Below are 21,966 nucleotides of genomic sequence, written 5' to 3'. Positions count from 1 at the left end.
AGGCCTATACCGCCGCCGCCACCGCCTGAAGCAACAGAGGACAGAGAGCATGACCGATCAGGTGGACGTCGTCGTCATTGGAGCCGGGCATAATGGCATGGCCGCGGCCGGCTATCTGGCGCGCGAGGGCAAGAAGGTGCTGGTCGTCGAGCGGATGGCCAAGGTCGGGGGCATGACCAGTTCGGGCTATATGATCCCCGAAGCGCCCAATCATCTGGTGACGCCCTGCGCCGTCGAACTGCTGTTCGCGCGCAAATCCGGCATAATCGAGGATTTCGAGCTGGCCAAATATGGCCTCAAAACCGTCGATCCCGACCCGACCTATGCTTATCTGCACCCCGATGGCAGCTCCATCGCGCTGTTTTACGATTACAAACGCACAACCGAGGACATAGCCCGGATCAACCGTAACGACGGCAAAGCCTATCTGAAGTTCATGGAAACGCTGAACGTCATGATGGACATTGGCTTTCCGATGATGATGGCAGAACCAGGCCGCCCGGACATGAAAAACCTGTCCAAGATGATCGGCAGCGCGGTGCGTAACGTGCGGTTGAAGGATGAACTGGTCGCCATGTCGAAGGCGACGGCCGATCAGGTCGCGTGCGAACGGTTCGAACATCCCGCGACCATCGCCCTGCTGCTGGGCATCGCGGCCGGTGCCGGGCCGGTGGATGATGATGGCAATGCGGCGGCCTATATGATCTTCGCGGTCACGCATAAATATGGCACCGGCAAGCCGATCGGCTCGCTCCAGTCCTTTTCCGACGCGCTGGCGCGCAGCATCGAAGCGTCCGGTGCGACGATCCAGCTTAACGCCCCCGTCGCCGAAATCATCGTCGATGATGGCGCGGCAAAGGGCGTGCGGCTGGAGGATGGCCGGGTGATCCGGGCGAAGATGGTCATTGCCACCTGCGACCCGCGCACCGCCATGCGCATGACTACACCGGGCGGGGTCGATCGCGCACTAATGCAGCGGATTGAACATGCGCCCTCAAACCGGTCCAACGCTGCGCCGTTCCTGGCCAATATCGCGATGTCGGGACCATTGCGCCTGAAGAAGCATCAGGATTTGCGCCATGACGACGCGGACCTGAATAAGGCGGTCGGCCTGATCGGCACGTCCGAAGAAGTACGCGAATCCTTCGCCACCGCGCGGCGCGGCGACATTCCCGATCGCCATGCGATGTCGCTCAGCCCGCTGTCGAACAGCGACCCGACGCAGGCACCGCCGGGCGGATCGCTGGCCTATGTCTATCTGCCTGCCATGGCGGTGGATGCGCGCGAGGGCTGGTCGCCCGCGCTCAAGGACAAGACCATGTCATCGGTCATCAGCCATCTGGGCGACTATTATGACGGGCTGGACACCGAAGTCGGGCGCTTCGTGGAAACCGCGCGGGAACGGGAAAAGCGGTTGAACGTCACCAATGGTTGTGTAACCCATATCGATTTCGGCGCGCTGCGTTCGGGCGTGCATCGCCCCGCCACTGGTTTTGGCGGTCCCAAGCCGCCCTTCCCCGGATTTCTGATCGGCGGCGCGGGCGCGCATCCGGGCGGCGGCGTGTCGGGCATTGCCGGCCGGATCGCGGCCAATCGCGCGCTGCGTGAACTCAAGAAAATGAAATAAGGGATGGATGCCATGACAAGTTTCGTAAATCCGGTCGGCATCCCTGCAAAGCTGGAGAATGTCACTGCCGAATGGCTGACACAGATCATGCAGGCGCGCTTTCCCGGCATCGTTGTGCAGGAGATGGAAGCAGTGTTCCTGCGCAACAGCCACACGACCAAATATCAGGTCAAGCTGACGCTCAACGATGTTGGAAAGGCGGCGGGTATCCCGGAGAATGTATGCCTGAAGGCTAATTGGGCGCAGTTCGAAAGCCAGGGCATCTGTCGGTTGGAAGCCAGGTTTTACGAAGATTTTCGCCGCCTCGTCGCCTTCCCCGCGCCCCGCTCCTTCTTCGAGGCGTGGGATCCGCGCGATAATAGCGGCCAGGGACTGGTCGTGATGGAGGATCTTTCGATCGAGGGCGGCCATTTCGGCGTCAGCACTGACCATATGGGCGTGGAGGAAGCCGCGCGCGCCGTCGCCAGCCTGGCGAAAATCCATGGTGCCTTCTGGGATAGCCCGGTACTGCACGCGGCCGACTGGCTGCCCGTGTCGATGGTGACGGCAGTCGACGCGCAGCAGCTACACATGATGTATAGTTTTGCGGAAGCAAACCATGCAATGCCTGAATATCAGGCGTTCCTGCCAAGCTGGATCAAGGGCGACCTGTCGCGGCTGCATACGGTGTTCGACGCGCTGGTCAACTTCGCGCAGCATAAGGAACAGGGACCATGGTGCCTGGTCCATGGCGACAGCCATCAGGGCAACAGCTATCTGCGCCCCGACGGCGAGCGGGTGTGGCTGGACTGGCAACTGGTGCGCAAGGGGCGGCCGATCCGCGACTTCACCTATTTCCTGCTCGGCGCGCTGACGATCGAGGAGCGGCGCGCCAATGAACGCGACCTGTTGCGCCATTATCGCCGCTGCCTTATCGAAACCGGGGCGCAGGGCGTACCGGACGACGAGACATTGTGGGAATATTATCGCCGCTGGCCACCCTATGCGATGCAGGCATGGATCGCCAATATGGACGAGTGGGGGCAAAAGGGGATGCACATCGTCGAGCGTATCTTCGTCGCGGGCGAGGATTTGGGCACGGTCGAAGCGCTGGGCGTCACTTTCTAAAGATAAGGGAAAAGCGCCATGTCGGATTCCATCACGCCCTTTACAGTGGCCATTCCGCAGGAGGCTCTGGACGATCTGCATCGGCGGATCGTTCACACACGCTGGCCAGCAGCGGAGACGGTTGCGGACTGGAGCCAGGGCGTGCCGATCGCCGCGATGCGCGACTTGTGCACCTATTGGGCCGATGGCTATGACTGGCGGCGGTGTGAGGCGGCGCTCAACGCCCTGCCCCAGTTCATGATGCAGATCGACGACCTAGCGATCCATTTCCTGCATGTGCGCAGCCCCCGGCCCGATGCCGTGCCGCTGATCCTGACCCATGGCTGGCCCGGATCGGTGCTGGAGTTCATGAAGGTCATCGGCCCGCTCAGCGATCCTGCGACCGCCGATGCGCCAGCCTTCCACCTCGTCATCCCGTCCCTGCCCGGCTATGGTTTTTCCGACAAGCCCATCGCGACCGGATGGGGCGTCGAAAAAATCGCAGACGCCTGGATCACGCTGATGCGGCGGCTGGGCTATGATCGTTTCTTCGCGCAGGGCGGCGACTGGGGCGCGGCGGTCACGACCGCCATCGCCATGGCCGCGCCGCCGGAACTGGCGGGCGTCCACCTCAACATGCCGCTGGTCTTTCCCGAAGCCGCCGACTTTGCCGACCTGACGCCCGCCGAGGCCAAGACGGTCGAGCGGATGCAATATTATCAGGACCATGATGCGGGCTATGCCAAGTTGCAGGGCACAAGGCCGCAGACGGTCGGCTATGCGCTGGCGGATTCTCCGGTCGGGCAGGCAGCGTGGATATACGAGAAATTCCAGGCTTGGTCCGACAATGGTGGCCGGGCGGAAGACGCGCTGAGCCGCGACGACATGCTGGACATCATCAGCCTCTACTGGCTGACCAACAGCGGTGCTTCATCGGGGCGGCTTTACTGGGAAAGCGCGGGCGCGTTCAAGGCGCAGCGGCTGGACCTGCCAGTCGGTGTCAGCATCTTCGCGCAGGAAATCTTTCGCCCCTCGCGCCGCTGGGCCGAACGCAGCTATTCCGATCTGGTCCACTGGAACGAACTGCCGGTCGGCGGCCATTTCGCTGCGTTCGAGCAGCCTGCGCTGTTTGCAGTGGAATTGCAGGCCTGCTTTGGCGCGATGCAGCCCCGCGCCTGATTTCAGCCCGGCAGGAAGCTGAGTGGTGCGCCCATGGTTGCGCGGTAGGACACAGGCTGCTTGCCGTCCGTATCGCGCAGGCCATAGCCTTCACCCAGTTCCGCGCCAATCAGCGCCTTGCCTGACAGGGCGGCAAGATCGGGATCGTCCATCAACCGGTCGAGGACCAAGCCGGAAAATTCCGGGGTTTCCCAGGACGGCAACATGGCGCGCAACTCTTCGGGCAGCATTTCGGGTGGCATGGCGCGCACCGCATCGGTCAGGATGAAACCGGGCCACAGGGATACCGCCGACACGCCATGGGGCGCCAGGTCGATCGCCATGTCGGCGGTCATCTTGTCCGTTCCTGCCTTCGCCGCGCCATAGGCTGGACCGTGGAAATAGGACACTGCGCCGTAGAAGGATATGCTGGCGATCAGACCCCTGCCCGCCGCGACCATCATAGGTGCTGCATGATAGGCGGCGACATAGGACGATCGCAGGCCGACATTTATCATGTCAGCCAGATGGAGTGGCTTTTCCCAGAAACCTCCCGGTGCGATCAGGTCCATTGCATGGACGGCCGCGACATTGTTGACCAGCAGGTCCAGCCTGCCGCCGGTCCACTCCGCCAGCTTGGCGAAGGCTGCGGCCACCGCATCATCGTCGCGATGGTCGCAGAGCAGCGCCAGCCCTTTGCCCCCGGCCCGGTCGATCTCCGCGACAACGGCGTCCAGTTCTAACCTGTCCCGCCCAGTGACGGCGACCCTATGGCCGCGCGATGCCAGGCCCCTTGCGATGCCACGCCCCAATCCGCGCGTTGCGCCTGTCATCAGCACCATCTTGTCGCTCATATGCCTGTCCCTGTTCTGTTCATGCCCTGCGCGTGACCGGCAACACCACATTGCTGGCCGCCACGCCCAGCGCAGTGGGGCCAAAAAGCTGGAGCTGCCGGCCCTCTATCGTGCCAAGTAGGGTGATGAGCGCCGCGTCCTGGTCCGGGCCGGCAGCGTTCACATACGCCTCCAGCGCCGTGGCGGCCGCGTTCCAGTCCTGAAACGGCCGATCCAGCAGCGCCGTCACATCGGCGATGTTGCGTGCGACCATATCCGCGCCATGGGCATCGGCGCGCTCCGCCCATTCGACCAGTTCCGCCACCTGCCTTTTCTGCATCTGCGCCCCTTCGTCGGCCATGGCCAGTCCGGCCAGCGTATCGGCGATCTTGGCCATCAACGGCGCATTGTCACCCTGTCGTTCGACCAGTGGCGGCAAATCGGGCAGCGCCACCCCCGACAGGGCAGACAGGGCCAGCAGGATCGACCGGCGCAGTGCCAGGTCGAACATCAGATAGACCGAATGAGGATCGCCCGCTTTGGGCGCACCCACGGTCCCGGTGAACTGCATCGTGCCCAGCAGGGAAAATTGCAGGACGTGGAACAGCACCGCGTCATGGTCGACCGGCTCGCCCGTCGCCTCTTCATAATAGCCGACCAGTTCCGCCAGCGGCGCGCCCAGCGGTTCGAAACTGTCGCGCATCCCCATCGTCGCGATATCGACCAGCGGATCGCCGATCATCGAAAATTCGAAATCATACAGCTTTGTCATCGCGCCCTGATCGACCAGATATTGGCCCGAATCGAACTGGATGAAGCTGGCTTGAGTGCGGTAATCCGGCACGTTGCGACGCAGCCAGCCGATCACGAACGCCAGCAAAGGTTCGGGGCGGCTCTTGGTGCGCCGATAATGCGGCATATAGGCGTCCAGCCCGGCCAGCGCGATCGCCTCGGCACCGTCCGGCTGGTGTAGCCCGGCCGCGACGAAGGGTTCGATCGGCAGCCGGTGCATCGCCGCGACGGCGTGCATATAGTCGCGCCCGATCGCGATCCTCGTTGCATCGTCCAGGGTAGAGAAATCGCGCGTACCCGCTATCGCTTCCATGACGATGCAGGGCGGATCGGCGAGATAGCCATGGATTTCCGGCACCGGCAGTCCCTGCCTGTGAAGCAGGTCGATCACGTCCGCCTCACGCTTGAGGTCGGGAAAGATCGACACGTCGCCGCCCCGGTCGCCGCGCAGGTGGAGGCGGCGCACCACCCCGTCCACCTCCACATCGGCGAACCAGGAAGGGCGCCAACGGATCAGCCGTTCCAGGCCCACGACTTTGCCGCCGGTCAGGTGTTCGACATAGCCGGTGATGCGCCCGACCGCCGCATCGTCATAGTCGTTGAGGGGGACGGGGCCGCTCACGGCGCGAAGGCCTCCGCTGCGGCGCGCGTGTCCATATATTCTCGCCCCGACAGAATCTGGCCGTCGCGGATCACCAGCAGATTATGATAGTCGTTGCGATAGACCCGGTCGGGGAAGATCATTTCGCCGCGCACTTCCACCGCGACCCTGTCCCCTTCGGCCGTGATGCCGACCACCTGCGCGCTGCGCCGCTGCGCCGACAACAGGCCGCCGGTTACGCTGGCGATGAAATCGGCGCGGCTCATGTCGCCAAAGCCTGATATCCACCATGTGCAGTCGGGATGCTGCAACGCTTCGATCGTTGCGGCGTCCCCCTCTTCCACCGCCTGCATGTAGCGGCGAGCGACCGCCTTGTTCGCTTCGAGGTCGGCCATGCTCATTCTCCCAGACGATAGCGCAGGGTCAGGCCATATTGGCGCGGCGGACCGAAGATAGCTGTGTTGAAGCCCAACCCCGCCCCCGATACGGCACCGATCGCCTGATAGGTCTTGTTGAAGACGTTGGTCATAGTGACGCCGACGTCGATCGGGCGGCCACCGACATTACGCCAGTCCAGCCGTATGTTGGCCAGGCCATAGGCTGGTAACGCCGTGTCGACGAAGGACAATTTGCTGGAATGATAATAGTCCGCCGACGCGTTGAGATCGCCCATCGCGCCCAGTGGGATGCGATATTGCGCGCCCAGCGTGAAGGTCGCCTTCGCCACCAGGTCGAACGGGATTTCCTGGGTTGTGAGATAAGCGGCGATCGGCGCAGGGGCGGTCAGTTCGCGCGTTTTGGTGTCGAGCAGGTTGCCGCCGAAGGTGAAGGTCAGCCGATCGGAAAACAGGATGCGACCGTCAAAATCCAGCCCCGCGACGCGCGACTTGCCGGCATTGGCCAGCATCGTGCCCGACTGCGGATCGTTGTCCGCGCTGCAATCGCCATCGGGGGAAAAGGGCGCTTCGCCAAAGACCGGATCGCCCGCAACGCAGCCCGGCTGGGTCAGCAAGCCGCTCAGTGCAATCTGCACCCCGTCATAATAGCCCACAAAGCCCGACAGGTTCAGGCGGACGCGGACGTCGCCCAGCGTCCAGTCGGATCGCACCCCCAGTTCCAGGTCGGTGACTCGTTCCGGCCCGAAGGACTGATAGGGCGCCAGCCGCCCGCCGAAGGTGGGCGTATTGATGCCGCCGGTGCGATAGCCGCGCCGGGTGGAAATATAGGTGAAGAGGTCGGGCGTCACCTGCCAGTCGAAACCCACGGTCCAGGTGGGCGCATCGGATTTGGCGGTGTTGGTGGTTGCGCCGATCAGGATCGGGTTGGTCGATACGCATTCATTGGGGCGGACGGTCCCCTGGGTGGTGTTGTCGGTCGCCGTACAGGCGATTTCCTTGTCCCAGGTGTAGCGCAGCCCGGCGTTGAAGCGCAGACCCTGGGCGATTTCATCCAGCTTTATGTTGACGTTGCCGAACAGCGCTTTGCTCTTTTCGGTGTAGAAATTATATTGGAAGGTGCCGTAATTTTCGGCCGGCAGGAAAGGTGGCAGCACGACCTGGGCGATCGAATTGCCGCTGCCTGTCGGGCCGTAGGGCTGGCTTTTCAGATAAAATCCGCCCACCAGCCAGTCCACCCGGTCGTCAAGCGCGCTGCCCTTGATCTGCACTTCATTGGTATATTGTTCGACGTTGTTGACCGCGCCTGCGTTCAGCAGGGTCAGCGGCAAGCCGGCGGGCAGTCCGGCAGCAGGATTGCCAGTCGTGATCAGCAACGGCACGCCGTCGGTGTTGATATTATAGTTCACATAGGTTTTGCGATAGCCGAAGATGTTGGTGAAGCTGACCCCGCTGTCGCCCAGGTCGATATCGGTGCGGTTGGTGATGCCCCAGCGGCGGGTGCGGTTGATTGCGGGGGACACGTCGCTGTCGATGACGCGGGGACCACGCGCCTGCTGCGCCGCCAGCGCCTCCTGCATCGCGCTGCGCAGACCCAACAGGTCGATCAGGCTGGGATTGTCGAACAGGCTGGTCAGCAACACCGCGTCGCCGGTGTAGTTGTTGCGATACCAATCGAAGATAGTGAGGTTCTTGAAACCCTCGACTGGTTCGGCCAGCACGGACACGCGGAACGCGCGGGAATTGACGTCGTCCAGGTCGCCGCCCAGTCCGATATTCTTGGTATAACCCTCGCGCTTTTCGTACCGGCCCGCGACCCGTACCGCCAGCTTGTTGTCCACGATCGGGATGGACAGCGCGCCTTCCAATTGCTTGCGTTCATAGCGGCCGTAGCCCGCCTCAACATAGCCGCCCAGGACATATTCGGGCGCGGCGGGATAATAGAGGACGGCGCCGCCGGTGGTGTTACGGCCAAACAGCGTGCCCTGCGGCCCTTTGAGAACCTGGACCGATGCCATGTCATAGGTTGCGACGCCGCTGCCGAAGGTGGGCGCGGGCACATCGGCAAAATAGCTGACGACGGCAGGCGCGTTGGACCCGCTCAACGCCTTGGACTGGCCACGGATCTGGAACACCGAATTTTCGCGCCCGCCCGATCCGGACAGATAGACGCCGGGCGTCTTGATCATCAGGTCGGCGGTGGTTGCGATATTAGCTTCGCGCAGCATATCCGCGTTGAAGGCGGTGACGGACACAGGCGTCGACTGGATGCTTTCCTCGGAGCGGCGGGCGGTGACGACGATGTCGTCGATACTAGGCGACGCCTGGGGCTGCGCCGTTTGGGCGATCGCCAGGACCGGCAGGGCCAGGGGTGCAACGGACGTTAAAAGTACCGCAAGACGCGCGGTGAAAATCGGGCGCATTTCATCTCTCCCTGAGCAGCAGAACGTCATGTTCTCGCAAGCCTGACCTTTGCCAGTGCCGTCGGGAGAAGTAGAAGACGATCGTCTTAGTCGTGCCTATCGCCGGAGAGGGCCCTCGATTTTCGTCCATGACCCCGCCAATCGTCAGCCGGGCGTGTCGGCGGCTTCGACGAAGGGCGGCAGCATCAGCAAGGCGCAGCCTGCGGTGATCAGGTCTTCAAGATATTGGTCGGAGCGCGGATAGGCGCCGCCGGTCAGATTGGCGACCCGGTCCCCATAGCTGACGCCCATCAGGAAATTCGTCACCGCCACCGACAGGCGCATGGTGAAGACCTGGTCCGACATGGCGGCGCAGCATCCCCGCAACGCCTGATGAACCAGCGCGACCGCCGGTCCTTCTCTGGCTCGGTCAAAGGCTTCGTCAAACGGATCGTTCAGGATCAGGTGCAGGATGAACTGCGAATAAATCCACCTCTGCCGCCCTGCGAAGGCGTCCAGCACCGGCAACAGGAATAATTCGAGCAGGCCGCGAATATCGTCGGGCAGGCGCGGCAACCCCTGCATCCGCAGCATCCGGCAATCGTCCACTTCCGCCTGGCGGATGTCGTAAATCGCCCGGATCAATAATTCTTTCGATCCGAAATGACGATAGATGGCGGAGTTATTGCCCTGCTTGGCGACGCGCAGGATTTCGCGGATGGATGCACCCTCGATCCCGCGTTCGGCGATGATTTCCTCCACGGCGAGCAGCAGCTTGCGCGCGCCGGGTCCATAATCTTCCCATTTACCCTTCATGCCCGCACGCATCGCAATTCGCTGCCGCCAAGCCAAGCGGAAAGCGAACCACCCGCGACGAGCGCGCCGACCGTCCACCTATCACCCGACAGGTGGGACTAAGGCCACGTCTATGGTCTTTAGCGGCTATGGCGAGGAACTCGAACGGCATGAACCAGAATGGCTACGACTATATCATCATCGGCGCCGGGTCGTCCGGCTGCGTCCTGGCGAACCGGTTGTCGGTCGACCCGGCGGTCAAGGTATTGCTGGTGGAAGCTGGCCCGGACGACAACAGCCCGCTGATCGCCATGCCGCGCGGCATCGGCAAATTGCTGGCGCCGGGCAATCCCCATGTGTGGGACTATGCCGTGTCGCCGGGCGGCAATGCGCCGCAGGAAAGCTGGCTGAAGGGGCGCACGGTCGGCGGATCGAGTTCGGTCAACGGCATGGTCTATGTGCGCGGTGCGCCGGCCGATTACGACGCGTGGGAAGCGGCGGGCTGCACCGGCTGGGGCTGGCAGACGATGGGCCGCCATTTCGTCGCGCTGGAGGATCATGCGCTGGGCATCAAGGCGTGGCGCGGGACCGGCGGCCCGCTCAAGGTGAGCGTCCATCCGTCCGGCGATCCGTTGTGCGAAGCGTTCCTAACCGCGGCCGAGCAGGCCGGGACGCATCGGGTGGACGACATGAACGACATCCCTGCGGTCACGCAGGGTGGCATGGGCTATCAGCCGACATCCACCTATCGCGGCAAGCGCTTTTCCGCTTCGCGCGCTTTCCTGAAACCGGTGCGGGGACGCGCGAACCTGACCGTGGTGACCGATACCGACGTGCAGCGCATCCTGTTCGACGGGCAGCGGGCCAGCGGCATCCTGCTGCGTGACAAAAATGGCTTGCACGAAGTCGCGGTACGGCGCGAAATCATCCTGTCGGCGGGGGCCATCCAGAGCCCCAAATTATTGCAACTGTCGGGCATTGGCCCCCGCGCCCTGCTCGAACCGCTGGCCATTCCGGTCGTGGTCGACGCGCCCGGCGTCGGCGCCAATTTGCGTGAACATCGCTATCTGAGCTTTACCTACAAGGTGCGCGGCAACAGCCTGAACCAGAAACTGTCTGGCCTAGGTCTGATCGCGTCGGTGCTCCGATACTTCTTCGGCTCGAAAGGGGCGCTGACCCACGGCGCGCATGAAGTGGGCGGCTTCATCAAGACGCAGGCGTCGCCTGACCGGCCCGATGCCCAGATCGGCCTGGGGCTCTATTCCTTTCATACCGATGCGAAGGGCGCGGTGGTGCTGGACCCCTATCCCGGCATGACCGTCATCGCCTATTATCTGCGGCCCGACAGCCAGGGGCAGGTGCGGATCAGCGCCGCTGATCCCGATGCGCCGCCCGTTATCGACGCCAATCACCTGGCCACCGATGCCGACCGGCGGCACTTCGTCGCCCTGTTCCGCTGGCTACGCGATCTGGCCACGCAACCCGCGCTCAAGGACTGGATCGTCGCGGAAACCGGCAAAACCGTGGGCATCGAGACGGACGAGGACATACTGGCCAATGCCATCAGCCTTGGCGGCACGACATTCCACATCTGCGGCACCTGCCGGATGGGCGCGGACGAAGACGCCGTACTCGACCCGCAGTTGCGCGTGCGCGGCGTCACCGGCCTGCGCGTGGTCGATACCTCCATCATGCCGACTATTGTGTCGGGCAACACCAATGCGCCAGCGATGGCCATCGCCCTCAACGCCGCGGAGATGATCCTGCGGCCCGGACAGGATATCCACCCATGACCATCCCCTTCACAACGATCGACAAACTCTACATCGACGGCGACTGGGTTGCCGCAGGCGCGGAGCGCGACGCTATCATCAATCCGGCGACCGAAGCGGTGATCGGCCACGCGCCTGTGGGCAACGCGGCGGCGGCGGAAGCAGCGATCGCGGCGGCCCGCGAGGCGTTCGATCATGGCGTGTGGCCGCGCATGGCGATGGCCGAGCGCGCAACCTATCTGCGCCGGATGCACGCGGCGCTGGACGCGCGGCGGCCGCAGATCGTCGCGCTGATCGTGGCGGAGGTCGGTTGCGCGCAGGGCGTGACCCACGGGATGCAGGTCGCCAATCCGCTCGACCATCTTCTCGCTGCGCTGGAACATTCAACGCGCGACGATAGTGTCCGCCTGCCGATCGACATCACCCCCAATCCCTTCGACCCCGATGGCCCCCGCAAAATGGGCGGCACGACGGTCGTTCGCGAGCCGGTCGGCGTGGTCGCAGGCATTACCGGCTATAACTTCCCCTTCCTCATCAACCTGGCCAAGATCGTGCCGGCGCTGCTGGCGGGCAATACGCTGGTGCTCAAGCCGTCTCCCTTCACCCCCTTTTCCGCTTTGCTGTTCGGCGAGATCGCCGACGAGATCGGCCTGCCCAAGGGTGTGCTGAACGTCATCACCGGCGGGCCGGAGGTTGGTACGATGCTGACCAGCGACCCGCGCGTCGACCTGGTCAGCTTCACCGGGTCCGAAGGCGTCGGCGCGGCGATCATGGCGCAGGCGGCCCCGACGCTGAAGCGCGTCCATCTGGAACTGGGTGGCAAGTCAGCGCTGATCCTGCGGCACGATGCCGATGTCGCGCGGGCGGCGGCGATGGCAGTCGCCGTGCTGTCGGTCAATGCGGGCCAAGGCTGCGCGCTCCTTACCCGCCTGGTCGTCCATAACAGTATCCGAAAGGCGTTCGTCGAAACCGCCTGCGCCGTCGCCAGCCAGTTCAAGATCGGAGATCCTGCCGATCCGAGTGTGGCGATGGGGCCGTTGATCCGCGAATCGCAGCGGAGCAAGGTCGAAAATCTGATCGCCATCGGCCGCGATGAAGGCGCGAAGATCGTCCATGGCGGCGGGCGGCCTGCGGGTCTGGACAAGGGTTTCTTCACCGACATCACGATTTTCGACGATGTCGACAACAGCATGACTATTGCCCAGGAAGAGGTGTTCGGCCCGGTCGGCTGCATCATCGGCTTCGACACCGACGAGGAAGCAGTCCGCATCGCCAATGATAGCCGCTATGGGCTGAATGGCGGCGTCGAAACGGCGGATGCGGCCAAGGGATACGAAATGGCCCTGCAAATCCGGTCGGGCAGCGTCATGCTGAACGGCGGCACCGGGCGCATGAGCTATGCGCCGATCGGCGGCTATAAGCGATCGGGTGTCGGGCGCGAATATGGTCCCGATTGGCTGCATGAATATCAGAATCAGAAGTCGATATTCTATCCGGTGGGGATATAAGCCATGGCAACGATCAGCAGCGCCCATGATTTCCCCGACGCCGATACGCTTCTGGACCGCTATCCCCTGCCCGACTATCTGCGCGACAATGTCAGGCCCGGCCTGACGATGTTGCTGGCGTCGATGGCGGAGGACCGCGATCTCAACGCCAATGGCCATGCCCGCGCCCTGCATATCGTCAACGATGATCTGTCGCGCCTGAAAGCGATAGCCGACGATCGCGCGCGCTACCCCGAAATTGCCGAGGTGGAGATCAGACAACCACTGTTCATCCTGGGTCTGCCCCGTTGCGGCACCAGTTTCCTCCATGCGTTGATGGACGGCGACCCGCAGGTCCGCACTCCACTGATGTGGGAAGTGGCCGAACCCTCGCCCCCGCCAGAGGCCGCCACGGCGGACACCGACCCGCGCATCGCCCGTTTCGACGCGCATCTGCGCGCGCAACTGGGCGCGGATGCCGACGAATTGCTCAAGGCCCATCCGCTGGGTGCGAAGATACCGCAGGAATGCGGGTCGTTCATGACCACGTCGTTCCAGAGCAGCAACCCGTGCATGTTCCAGCATCTTCCCCGCTTCTACGACTGGTTCAAGGGGATCGACGCGACCTTCCGCTACGAGGTGCACAAAATGTGGCTCCAGCATCTGGGCTGGCGCCATCCGGGCCAGCATTGGGTGCTGAAGATACAGGAGCATATGTACAAACTGCCCGCGCTGCGCAGCGTCTATCCCGACGCAATCTTCATCCAGCCGCATCGCGACCCTACCACCGTCATCGCCTCCATCTCGCAATTGATCAGCGTCATTCGCGGACCATCTTATGATGATCTCGACCTGCACGCGCTGGGGGCCGAATTTCTGCAACTCTGGTGGGACGGGGTGAAGTGCAGCATGGACTATCGCAAGGCGCATCCCGACCTGCCAATCCACGACATGCGCTACAAGGATCTGGTCGCTGATCCGGTCGCCACCATCCGCGCCGCCTACGACCATTTCGGCTGGGACTTCACCCCGGAATCGGAAACGGGCATCCTTGGCTGGCTGCATGACAATCCGGCGGGCAAGCATGGCGCGCGCAGCTATACGCTGGCCGATTATGGCCTGACCACCGATCAGGTCAGCGACCGGTTCGCCGAATATATCGAGACTTACCGTGCCTATATCTGAACCCTCCGCCTGGCGCGGCTGGCTGGAGACGATGGCCAAAGCGGACAGCGTATTGGACAGTTTGACGGACCCCGCCGACCCGCAGGCACGGGCGGAGGCGCACCGCCTGCTCTTTGCCGCACTCGCCACCGGCTACCAGACTGCCTTTGCCGACGCCGACCGGCCCGATTTCGTGCCGTCGGTCAGCAATGTGCTGAACACCGTCGGGGTCAATCCCGACTTCATCTATGGCGCGGCGCGGATCGATGGCGGGGGCGTGTACCGGCTGTCGGGCCAGCGGGGCGACGGCGTGTTCGTGTTCATCGATCTGGTCGCGGGCGGGCTGGGGCCGATGGAGCAACTAGGGCCGTCTGTCGGGATGATCGACCTGGATGCCTGCACGCTGGGGCCGGACGGGGCGTTCGACATATTGGTCGGCGGACAACGGCCGGAGGACCATGCGGGCGACTGGTTCCCGCTCGATCCGCGCGCCGTCACCATCGGCCTGCGCCACGCTTATTATGACTGGGGCGTAGGCCAGGAATTGCGCATCGCCATCGAGCGGGTCGACCGGCCGGTGGGCGGCGCGCTTATGCCAGCAACCGAGATCGTGCATCGGCTCGATCGCCTGTCCGCCTTCGTCGAACGCTATGCCGGTTTCGCGCTGGGCTATGTCCAGCGGCAGCGGGCGCAAGGCTTCGTTAATCGCCTAGAATATGACGACTGGGCCGGGCGCGGCGGCGTAGCCGGGCAGCATTATTATCAGGGCATTTTCCGGTTGGAACCGGGGCAAGTGATCATCATCGACACCGCGATGCCCGATCAGGTCCGCTATTGGAATGTGCAGTTGAACGATCCGCTGTGGAACACAATCGACTGGATCAACCATCAGAGCAGCTTGAATGGCGGCCAGGCCGTTCTGGATAGTGACGGCCGGTTTCGCGCCGTGATCGCGATAGACGATCCCGGCGTGCCCAACTGGCTGGACCCGGCCGGGCGGCTGGAAGGATCGCTGATGCTGCGCTGGACCGGCGCGAGTTCGGGGCCGGAACCCACGCTCAAAATCGTACCGGCGGCAGAGGTACGCGATCACCTGCCCAGCGATACGCCGGTGGTGACGCCATCGCAGCGCGATGAAGCGCTTCGTAGGCGCAGGCGAGGCGCGCAATGGCGGCGGCGCTGGTGATGGAATTTACCGGCAAGGTCGTCCTCGTCACCGGGGCGGGATCGGGATTGGGCCGTGCCGCCAGCCTGGCCTTCGCGCGGGAGGGGGCGACGCTGTGCCTGTTGGGGCGAAGCGCGGACAAGCTGGCGGAAACGGCGCGGTTGATCGGGGAAGCGGGCGGCCGCAGCGTGGAACTGCCCTTCGACCTGGGCGATGCCGATGATTGCGCCGCGTCGATCGCAGCGGCCATCGCGGCGTTCGGGCGGCTGGACGTGCTGTGCAATATCGCCGCCGACGTGATGTTCCACCAATTGTCGGACGTCACGGCGGACGAGTGGCGTCGCACCATCGCGTCCAACCTATCCGGCCCCTTCTTCCTGATGCAGGCGGCTATGCCGCATCTGGTCGAAAGTCACGGCAATATCATCAGCGTGGCGTCCACCGCGGGCTTCATGGGCCAGGCCTATCTGGCTCCCTATACCGCGTCCAAATTCGGCCTTGTCGGCCTGACCCTGTCGCTGGCGATGGAGATGATGGACAGCCCGGTCAGGATCAACGTGCTGGCCCCCGGCCCGATGCGGACGGAAATGTTGCAGGGGATGGCATTTCCCGACTTCGCCGATCCCAAATTGCTGGCCCGTTACACCGGGATGCGGCCGCCCTGCCCGCCCGAGGACGTGGTGGAGCCGCTGCTGTTCCTGGCGTCCGACCGCGCGCGCCGGGTGCATGGCGCCTGCTGGGCGGTCGATGGCGGGATCATGGCCGGTTAGCCCCGCGGATAAACCATAACAGGAAAGGATAGCTTTGCATGGCCGACCCATTGGCGCACCCGACATCGGCGGCGGACATCACGCCCGCTTATCTGACCAGGCTGATGGCGCAGGCCGTCCCCGGCGTGACCGTCACCCATGTCAATATGGTGGAGGCCAAGACCTATGGCGAGCAGTTCGTGTCCACGGCCGGGCGCGTGATCGTCAATGTCCGCTATGGTCCGGGCAGTCCGGCAGACCTGCCCACCCGTCTGGTCGTGAAGGTCGCGCGCGGCGTCGACACAATATTGGCACCCTTCTACGAAAATGAAGTCAATTTCTACAACCGCGTCCGTCCCGAACTGGACCTGGAGACGCCGCGCAGTTTCGGCGCGGGCTTCGATGCGGCATCGAGCGACTTTGCCATCGTGCTGGAAGACCTGACGCTGCGCGGCGCGACCTTTCCCAGCGTCCTGTCGCCGGTGACGCTGGACACTGTGCGGTCGATCCTGTCGCAGCAGGCCAAGTTGCACGCCCGTTTCTGGGAAAGTCCGCGCCTGCGGCCCGGCGGCGATCTGGCCTGGGCGGGGAGCCATGTCGAGGGCAAGGTGGCCGACCTGATGATGGTGGGCGCGCAGCCGCTGATCCAGCATGAGATCGACACCGTGTCGTTCAAGCGCGAAATGGTGCAGCGGCTGCGCACGACCGGCCCGGACCTGCGCAACGGCACCTTGGCGCTGCACCGGCACCAGCAGAGCCTGCCCCAGACGCTGGTCGAGGGCGACATGCATATCGGCAACAGCTATATATTGCCTGACGGGTCGGGTGGCCTGCTCGACTGGCAACTCACCTGTCGCGGCCATCATATGCATGATGTCAGCTATCTGGTGACGACGGCGCTGTCAGTGGAGGATCGCCGCGCCCATGAACAGGATCTGGTCCGCTTCTATCTGGACAGGCTGGCGTCCGAGGGCGTGATCGATGGGCCTTCGTTCGAGGACAGTTTCACCGAGTTTGGCCGTTGCCTGATGTGGGGCGTCTATATCGGCTGGCTGACGACGCCAGTGGTCAATTATGGTTGGGAAATCAATGTCATGAACCATTTTCGCCTGACCACGGCGTTCGAGGATCACGAAACAGCTCGGTTGATAGCACAGGTAGTGTGACAGATCGAGCTTGGCGACGCGCCCCCCGCTCGTCATTGCAGAGGGCAGCGTCGAGAGGTTCGTAACCACGCCACAACCGCAGAGATCACCAGCATCTTCGAGAAAGAGCGCCTGTCTCCCATTTTCATCGCTATTTGAGATCTAGCGGCATCGACATGAACAATTACCGGATCGCGATCAAAATGGCGACTTCAACCGGCACCTGACGCCAGAAACAGCAGTGAAATGTGGAAGCTGGTGTTGAACTCCGAATTATAGTCAACTTGTTGTATAATCGCGTCCCTCCAGTCAAGCGTGGTTGGCATGGGAAGGCTGATCGCGTCGGTTAGTGCGTCGACACGTTAATCAACCTTGTGCTTGTTTTTCTCAATGCGGCGTGTCGCGCGAGGGTGTTCGTATGCCGGGAGCAGGGTTGTCTTCGCGGTCGGCATAAAGCCGCCGCATGATGGGTCTCCGCAGGCAAGGTCTTCCTATGTTTTGTGCGCAGTCTTTAAAAAGCTGCAGCCGTTAAAGCGGAATGACCTGACCCACGTCCACGGCAAGGACGCCTCAATACGTCAGATGCTGACGCGTTGAGAAGTTAAGCTGGTGAATTGGTTATGCGGTGACGCCAGCCGATGTGTTGAATGCCTCTCCTGTTTTGAGCATTGTGTGCATGATGACTGCCAGTTTGCGGGCCACAGCGACCGCGGCGCGCTTGAAGCCCAGCCGCTCGCGTAGCCTGAGGCCCCAGTCTTTGAGGCCGCTCTGGTTGCTAGCGCTGGTGCGCGTGAGAATGACCGTTGCCGCCTCGTATAAGAGGCCGCGCAGATGGTTGTCGCCTCGCCGCGAGATGTGGCCGTCATAATCCACTTCGCCTGATTGGTAACGCCGCGTGGTAAGCCCGAGCCAAGCGCCGACCGCGCGTGAAGTTTTGAAGTTTGCTGGGTCTTCGATCGCCGCAGCATAGGAGACGGCCGTGACCGCCCCGACTCCCGGGATCGTCATCAGCAGCTTGATTGCCTGGCTTTGCCGGGCTGCGGCGAGCAACTGACGATCAAGTTCAGCGGCGCGCTTGCGGATGTCGCGCCAGGCCTCCAGCAAAGGCAATATGATCTGTGCCAGGCCATCCCTGCCGTCCAGAAGCTCGCGGACATTCCCGTCGAATACACGACCTGTACCCTTGGGAACGACGATGCCAAACGTCTTCATGACCCCGCGGATCTGATTGCTCAGCTGCGTTGAGATGGTAAGCAACAGGTTGCGGGCGCCCACCAGTGTGCGGGTCAACATGGCGTCGAACGACTTCACCCGGACCGCCTTGTAAAAGCCGGCTTCTGCCAGTTGGGCCAGACCGTCAGCATCATTGGCATCAGTTTTGTTGAGCGTCTCGTTCAATATTTTCTGCGCATGACGCGCTTCGATGCAGATCGCGGGAACTCCCGCCGCCGTTAACGCATGATAGAACCAGGTCGACAATGGACCTGTCTCAAATACCACCCGCTCCGCATGCGGGGCGTGTTTGCGGACTATCTGCGCCAGGATCTGGGGATCCGATGCGCACTTGCCGCGCCAGATCCGTTTTCCATCCTGACGAATGGAGATCGCGGTATCTTTTAGTGAAACGTCAAAGCCTATATATTGTTTCATGGTTGCTCTCCGTGCGATGCTTGGGCCCGGTGCCAATCGTGAGCCCGTTTTTCCATCATATCGGGGGGCAACCACCCCTGTCAGCTATATCAAAAAGCTGATGCCCAGGATGAATCGCGCCGCGATTATCCCATGTTTTGTTCCGTGAGCTTGTCCCTGCCTGACGTTTCCCCTGGCTGGTATGAACAGATCAGAGAAGGGGTATCAGACGAAGGACGGAGTAAAGGCGGAGGACACCGGTCGCCTTCTTGATGTTCACGTTAAAGCCGTGAGCCTTGAACAGATGGAGATCGCACGGCTGGAGGCCGAGCTGGTGCGAGTGCGCATGGAGAGCCACATTCTAAAAAACAGCGGTAGACTCGCGAGGGAGCCGCGGTGAGGTATGCCTTGATCCGGCGACATGGTGGCACCTGGCCGATCGTGGTGCAGTGCCGTGTTTTGCAGGTCAGCGCTAGCGGCTATCGTCATCACAGATTGCAGCAAGCCACCGATATTGGCCCAAAGCAGCCGCACCGTCTGCTCAGCGATGCGGCCTTGGCGGTGCATATCAAGGCGGTCTTCGCCGGGATGAAGGATGCCTATGGCTGGCCAATGATTTGACGTTTTCGGTCGTCAGAACATTCAGCACACTTCGCGGCATAAATTAGCGGAGTGGTGGCCTCGTGTGGGGGTAGGTTTAGGGGGCGAGCTTGCGGTGTTGCAAGCGCCGATGCTCGATGGTCTGCCGCTTGAACCTTTCGCGCTGCTTAATGATGGCTGGGCCCCCTGCCAAAGTAGGCGTCGGCGGACGTCACGTTGCTCAGGCTCTTTTGATACCTCTGATGGTTCTAGTGCTCAACGAAGGCCTCGATCTGAGCCTCAAGGTCGCCCGGCATCTGTCAATTATTAATGTGTCGGCTCCGACGTAGCCTGCCAACGGCAGATCAATGCTTCGACGATGTCACGCAGTATGATACGGCCATCTGGGAAATCATCATGATCGCTTCCCCGCGGTAAGAGTACGGCCCCTGATATAGACGCCATCAGGGCTCCTACTGCCGATTGAATGTTCGAATTCTGGTGCGAACTGGGTGCCATTACGGAGCTGACCGCCTGTTCGAAAAAGGCATGGATGCGCGCTGCTGCGGGTGCAGTATCACGAATGGGAGCGCCATTCTGCGTGCCAGCGGGGTCGAACCAGAACAGGAACAAGCTATTCATGCCGAAGGCGGCGATCTGGTCGCGTGAAAAATCGAAGGCCCGATCGGCAACGGCGAACAGGCGCTCTTCCGCTTCGTCATATGTGGCGAATTCCATCTCTAGCCTATCACCGAAATTGGCCAATTCGCTGTCACGGATCGCGAGAAACAGTGAATCGCGATCCGCAAAATACCGATACACGACACCGGAGGAATAGCCGGCATGGCGGGCAATTCCACGGAGCGATATCGGTCCTGAGGGCTTGGCCAGCAGCAGATGACGTCCCGCGTCAATCAATGCTTGCCGCACATGATCCTTAGCCTCTGCGCTGCGCGCCCGACGAGGTGATGCCGTGGTGCCAGCGACTAGAATATCTTGGTGGCCCTTAGCATTGCTCTCCATTGCGCGCTTTCCTGTCCGATGTCGGGTGCTGAATAGCGCAATCACGGCGCATTGCCCCGCGATAAATTCGCTTGAATGAACAGTGTTACCCTATTATGATAACGCTGTTCACATAAAGATTGCATCCGCGTTGCGGTGTGACGAACATTCATGAGGATGCCTGGTGATCGACCAGCCGAACTTAATAGCTGAGCAGAATATCCGGCTCTGGATCCAAGCGACGATGGGCGATATTGTCGCTATGGATATCCTGCCGGGATGGCGCCCGGCGTGGAACGCATCGGTCCGCACGCCAGAGGGCGTAATCCATATCCATATTCGCGGCGATCGCGGTGCGGGCCAGGAAACGCAGCCGTTGCGCGTAGAACATGATGTCTTGCGGTTGCTGGCGGACGAGGGCATCGCCGTACCGCATATCCATGGCTGGTGCGACAACCCCGCGGCGATTGCCATGGAGCGCATCGACGCGACGGCTTTCGCGGGCGGCGCCGACCGCGACGCAAACCTGCATCGGCTGGTCAGCGATTATATGGCGATCATGGCGTCCGTTCACCGGATCGATACAGTAAAGGCCGCAGGGATCGGATTGCCACAACCGCAAAGCCCGCAAGCCATTGCGCTCGCCTATTTTGATGATGCGGATCAACAGTATCAAAGCCATCGCGATGGTCCCGATCCATTGATCGCCTTTCTACGTAAATGGGTGCTGGGCAATCTTCCGCTGCATCGCACGGAAACGGCGCTGCTGATCGCCGACGCGCCGCAGTTTTTTCATGATGGGGACAGGATCACCCATATTTATGATCTGGAACTGGCGCATTTAGGCGACCCCATGGCGGACCTAGCATCGATCAGGGTGCGCGACATCAACGAACCGATCGGCGATCTGACGTCGTTGTTGCAGCGCTATGTCGTGGAAAGCGGTAACCCGATCGACTGGGTGGCGCTCGATTTTCACACCATCGCGTCTTTCCTTGCTGTGCCGATGCGGATGGAGTCGGCACTCCGCACGCAGCGCCAATTGCCTGCCTATGTCGAATATCTGTCCTGGGATCTTGGCTGTAGGTGCGCTGCTTTGGAAATATTGGCGCAGGTGCGCAGCGTCGATCTGACACCTGTCGCCGATCTTGTAACCGTCGAAAAAGCGACCGACATCATTTATGATAATTTGGTCGCGAGTTGTACCGATCTGCCAGCGGCGCGCGGACGATTGCGCGAACCTCCAGCCTTATCGCTCGCCCGCTATGTACAGCGCCGCGACGCCATCGGCCACGAGATTGCGCGCCGCGATCGATCGGAGGCAGAGCAGTTGCTGGGCCAAAGTTTCGCAGGCGCGGCAGCGGCCGAGGCGACGCTGGAACAATATGTGCTGGCCGCCGGGCCAGATAAGGAAGCCGATCTGATCGGCCTGTTCCATCGCCGGACGATGCGCGCGCTGCAATTGCTGCGTGGCTACCCTGGACCCATCGTGGATAGAGCGCCCGGCCCTATCGATCGGCTGGCTTTTTCCGATCCGCCTTCGACGACTGTCATGGCGCACGATTCGGCCACCCATATCTAGAAA

18 protein-coding genes and 1 pseudogene are annotated in these 21,966 nt (G+C 62.3%); 11 read left to right on the top strand and 8 right to left on the bottom strand.

Annotated features, from left to right (window positions below; genetic code table 11):
• Positions 1-49 precede the first annotated feature (49 nt).
• Genes IL54_RS04885 through IL54_RS04875 form a run of 3 tightly spaced genes read left to right on the top strand, consistent with a single transcriptional unit; the run spans position 50 to position 3,892 of the window.
• Entirely contained in the window at positions 50-1,627 is a 1,578-nt protein-coding gene (locus IL54_RS04885; RefSeq protein WP_037477834.1) for a phytoene desaturase family protein, read from the top strand.
• A 12-nt stretch (positions 1,628-1,639) separates the two neighbouring features.
• Positions 1,640-2,734 (top strand): phosphotransferase, encoded by a 1,095-nt coding sequence (locus IL54_RS04880; RefSeq protein ID WP_037477832.1) that lies wholly within the window; start codon positions 1,640-1,642, stop codon positions 2,732-2,734.
• 18 nt (positions 2,735-2,752) lie between these two features.
• Positions 2,753-3,892, top strand: a complete 1,140-nt coding sequence (locus tag IL54_RS04875) for an epoxide hydrolase family protein (protein ID WP_037473647.1) — start codon at positions 2,753-2,755, stop codon at positions 3,890-3,892.
• Positions 3,893-3,894: 2 nt separating this feature from the next.
• Here the strand turns inward: IL54_RS04875 and IL54_RS04870 are convergent, their stop codons facing one another.
• The 5 genes from IL54_RS04870 to IL54_RS22135 all read right to left on the bottom strand — a co-directional run bounded on the left by IL54_RS04870 (position 3,895) and on the right by IL54_RS22135 (position 9,710).
• Positions 3,895-4,725, bottom strand: coding sequence for an SDR family NAD(P)-dependent oxidoreductase (locus tag IL54_RS04870; RefSeq protein WP_037473645.1), 831 nt, complete (start codon positions 4,723-4,725; stop codon positions 3,895-3,897).
• A 19-nt stretch (positions 4,726-4,744) separates the two neighbouring features.
• Positions 4,745-6,118, bottom strand: a complete 1,374-nt coding sequence (locus tag IL54_RS04865) for a phosphotransferase (RefSeq protein WP_037473644.1) — start codon at positions 6,116-6,118, stop codon at positions 4,745-4,747.
• Positions 6,115-6,492: a nuclear transport factor 2 family protein gene (locus tag IL54_RS04860; RefSeq protein ID WP_037473643.1), complete on the bottom strand. Its 378-nt coding sequence runs from the start codon at positions 6,490-6,492 to the stop codon at positions 6,115-6,117. The genes IL54_RS04865 and IL54_RS04860 overlap by 4 nt, the downstream gene beginning before the upstream one ends.
• A gap of 2 nt (positions 6,493-6,494) precedes the next feature.
• The gene (locus IL54_RS04855; protein WP_037473640.1) at positions 6,495-8,915 is read right to left on the bottom strand and encodes a TonB-dependent receptor; all 2,421 of its coding nucleotides are present in this window, start codon (positions 8,913-8,915) and stop codon (positions 6,495-6,497) included.
• 144 nt (positions 8,916-9,059) lie between these two features.
• On the bottom strand, positions 9,060-9,710 hold the full coding sequence (locus tag IL54_RS22135; RefSeq protein ID WP_161774232.1) for a TetR/AcrR family transcriptional regulator: 651 nt from the start codon (positions 9,708-9,710) through the stop codon (positions 9,060-9,062).
• A gap of 149 nt (positions 9,711-9,859) precedes the next feature.
• On the opposite strand from IL54_RS22135, the gene IL54_RS04845 reads away from it, so the two are divergent.
• The 6 genes from IL54_RS04845 to IL54_RS04820 are packed head-to-tail and all read left to right on the top strand — an operon-like array spanning position 9,860 to position 17,192.
• Complete coding sequence (locus IL54_RS04845; protein WP_037473639.1) at positions 9,860-11,482, top strand: GMC family oxidoreductase; 1,623 nt, start codon at positions 9,860-9,862, stop codon at positions 11,480-11,482.
• On the top strand, positions 11,479-12,969 hold the full coding sequence (locus tag IL54_RS04840) for an aldehyde dehydrogenase family protein (RefSeq protein ID WP_037473638.1): 1,491 nt from the start codon (positions 11,479-11,481) through the stop codon (positions 12,967-12,969). The genes IL54_RS04845 and IL54_RS04840 overlap by 4 nt, the downstream gene beginning before the upstream one ends.
• 3 nt (positions 12,970-12,972) lie before the next feature.
• Positions 12,973-14,133, top strand: a complete 1,161-nt coding sequence (locus IL54_RS04835) for a sulfotransferase family protein (protein ID WP_037473636.1) — start codon at positions 12,973-12,975, stop codon at positions 14,131-14,133.
• A complete protein-coding gene (locus IL54_RS04830) occupies positions 14,120-15,298 on the top strand; it encodes a hypothetical protein (RefSeq protein ID WP_237748783.1) in 1,179 nt (392 codons plus the stop codon). Before IL54_RS04835 ends, IL54_RS04830 begins: the two co-directional genes overlap by 14 nt.
• Entirely contained in the window at positions 15,280-16,047 is a 768-nt protein-coding gene (locus IL54_RS04825) for an SDR family NAD(P)-dependent oxidoreductase (protein WP_237748782.1), read from the top strand. Before IL54_RS04830 ends, IL54_RS04825 begins: the two co-directional genes overlap by 19 nt.
• A 38-nt stretch (positions 16,048-16,085) precedes the next feature.
• Positions 16,086-17,192, top strand: a complete 1,107-nt coding sequence (locus IL54_RS04820) for a phosphotransferase (RefSeq protein ID WP_037473633.1) — start codon at positions 16,086-16,088, stop codon at positions 17,190-17,192.
• Positions 17,193-17,789: 597 nt separating this feature from the next.
• On the opposite strand, the gene IL54_RS04815 is transcribed toward IL54_RS04820, so the two are convergent.
• Complete coding sequence (locus IL54_RS04815) at positions 17,790-18,821, bottom strand: IS110 family transposase (RefSeq protein ID WP_037473632.1); 1,032 nt, start codon at positions 18,819-18,821, stop codon at positions 17,790-17,792.
• A gap of 375 nt (positions 18,822-19,196) precedes the next feature.
• Between IL54_RS04815 and IL54_RS04805 the strand changes: the two genes are divergently transcribed.
• Positions 19,197-19,421 (top strand): hypothetical protein, encoded by a 225-nt coding sequence (locus IL54_RS04805; RefSeq protein WP_037473628.1) that lies wholly within the window; start codon positions 19,197-19,199, stop codon positions 19,419-19,421.
• Positions 19,422-19,497: 76 nt separating this feature from the next.
• On the opposite strand, the pseudogene IL54_RS22710 reads toward IL54_RS04805, so the two are convergent.
• A pseudogene (locus IL54_RS22710) lies at positions 19,498-19,696 on the bottom strand (IS3 family transposase); the annotation flags it as partial.
• A 10-nt stretch (positions 19,697-19,706) separates the two neighbouring features.
• The gene (locus IL54_RS04800; protein WP_081912770.1) at positions 19,707-20,402 is read right to left on the bottom strand and encodes a TetR/AcrR family transcriptional regulator; all 696 of its coding nucleotides are present in this window, start codon (positions 20,400-20,402) and stop codon (positions 19,707-19,709) included.
• 163 nt (positions 20,403-20,565) lie between these two features.
• Here IL54_RS04800 and IL54_RS04790 point away from each other — a divergent pair, with 163 nt between their 5' ends.
• Complete coding sequence (locus IL54_RS04790) at positions 20,566-21,963, top strand: phosphotransferase (RefSeq protein WP_156106123.1); 1,398 nt, start codon at positions 20,566-20,568, stop codon at positions 21,961-21,963.
• Positions 21,964-21,966: the final 3 nt, after the last annotated feature.

The organism is Sphingobium sp. ba1 (assembly GCF_000743655.1).
Taxonomy (GTDB): domain Bacteria; phylum Pseudomonadota; class Alphaproteobacteria; order Sphingomonadales; family Sphingomonadaceae; genus Sphingobium.
Note: the sequence above shows the minus strand (reverse complement) of the source record. Positions and strands in the feature narration are given on the sequence as shown.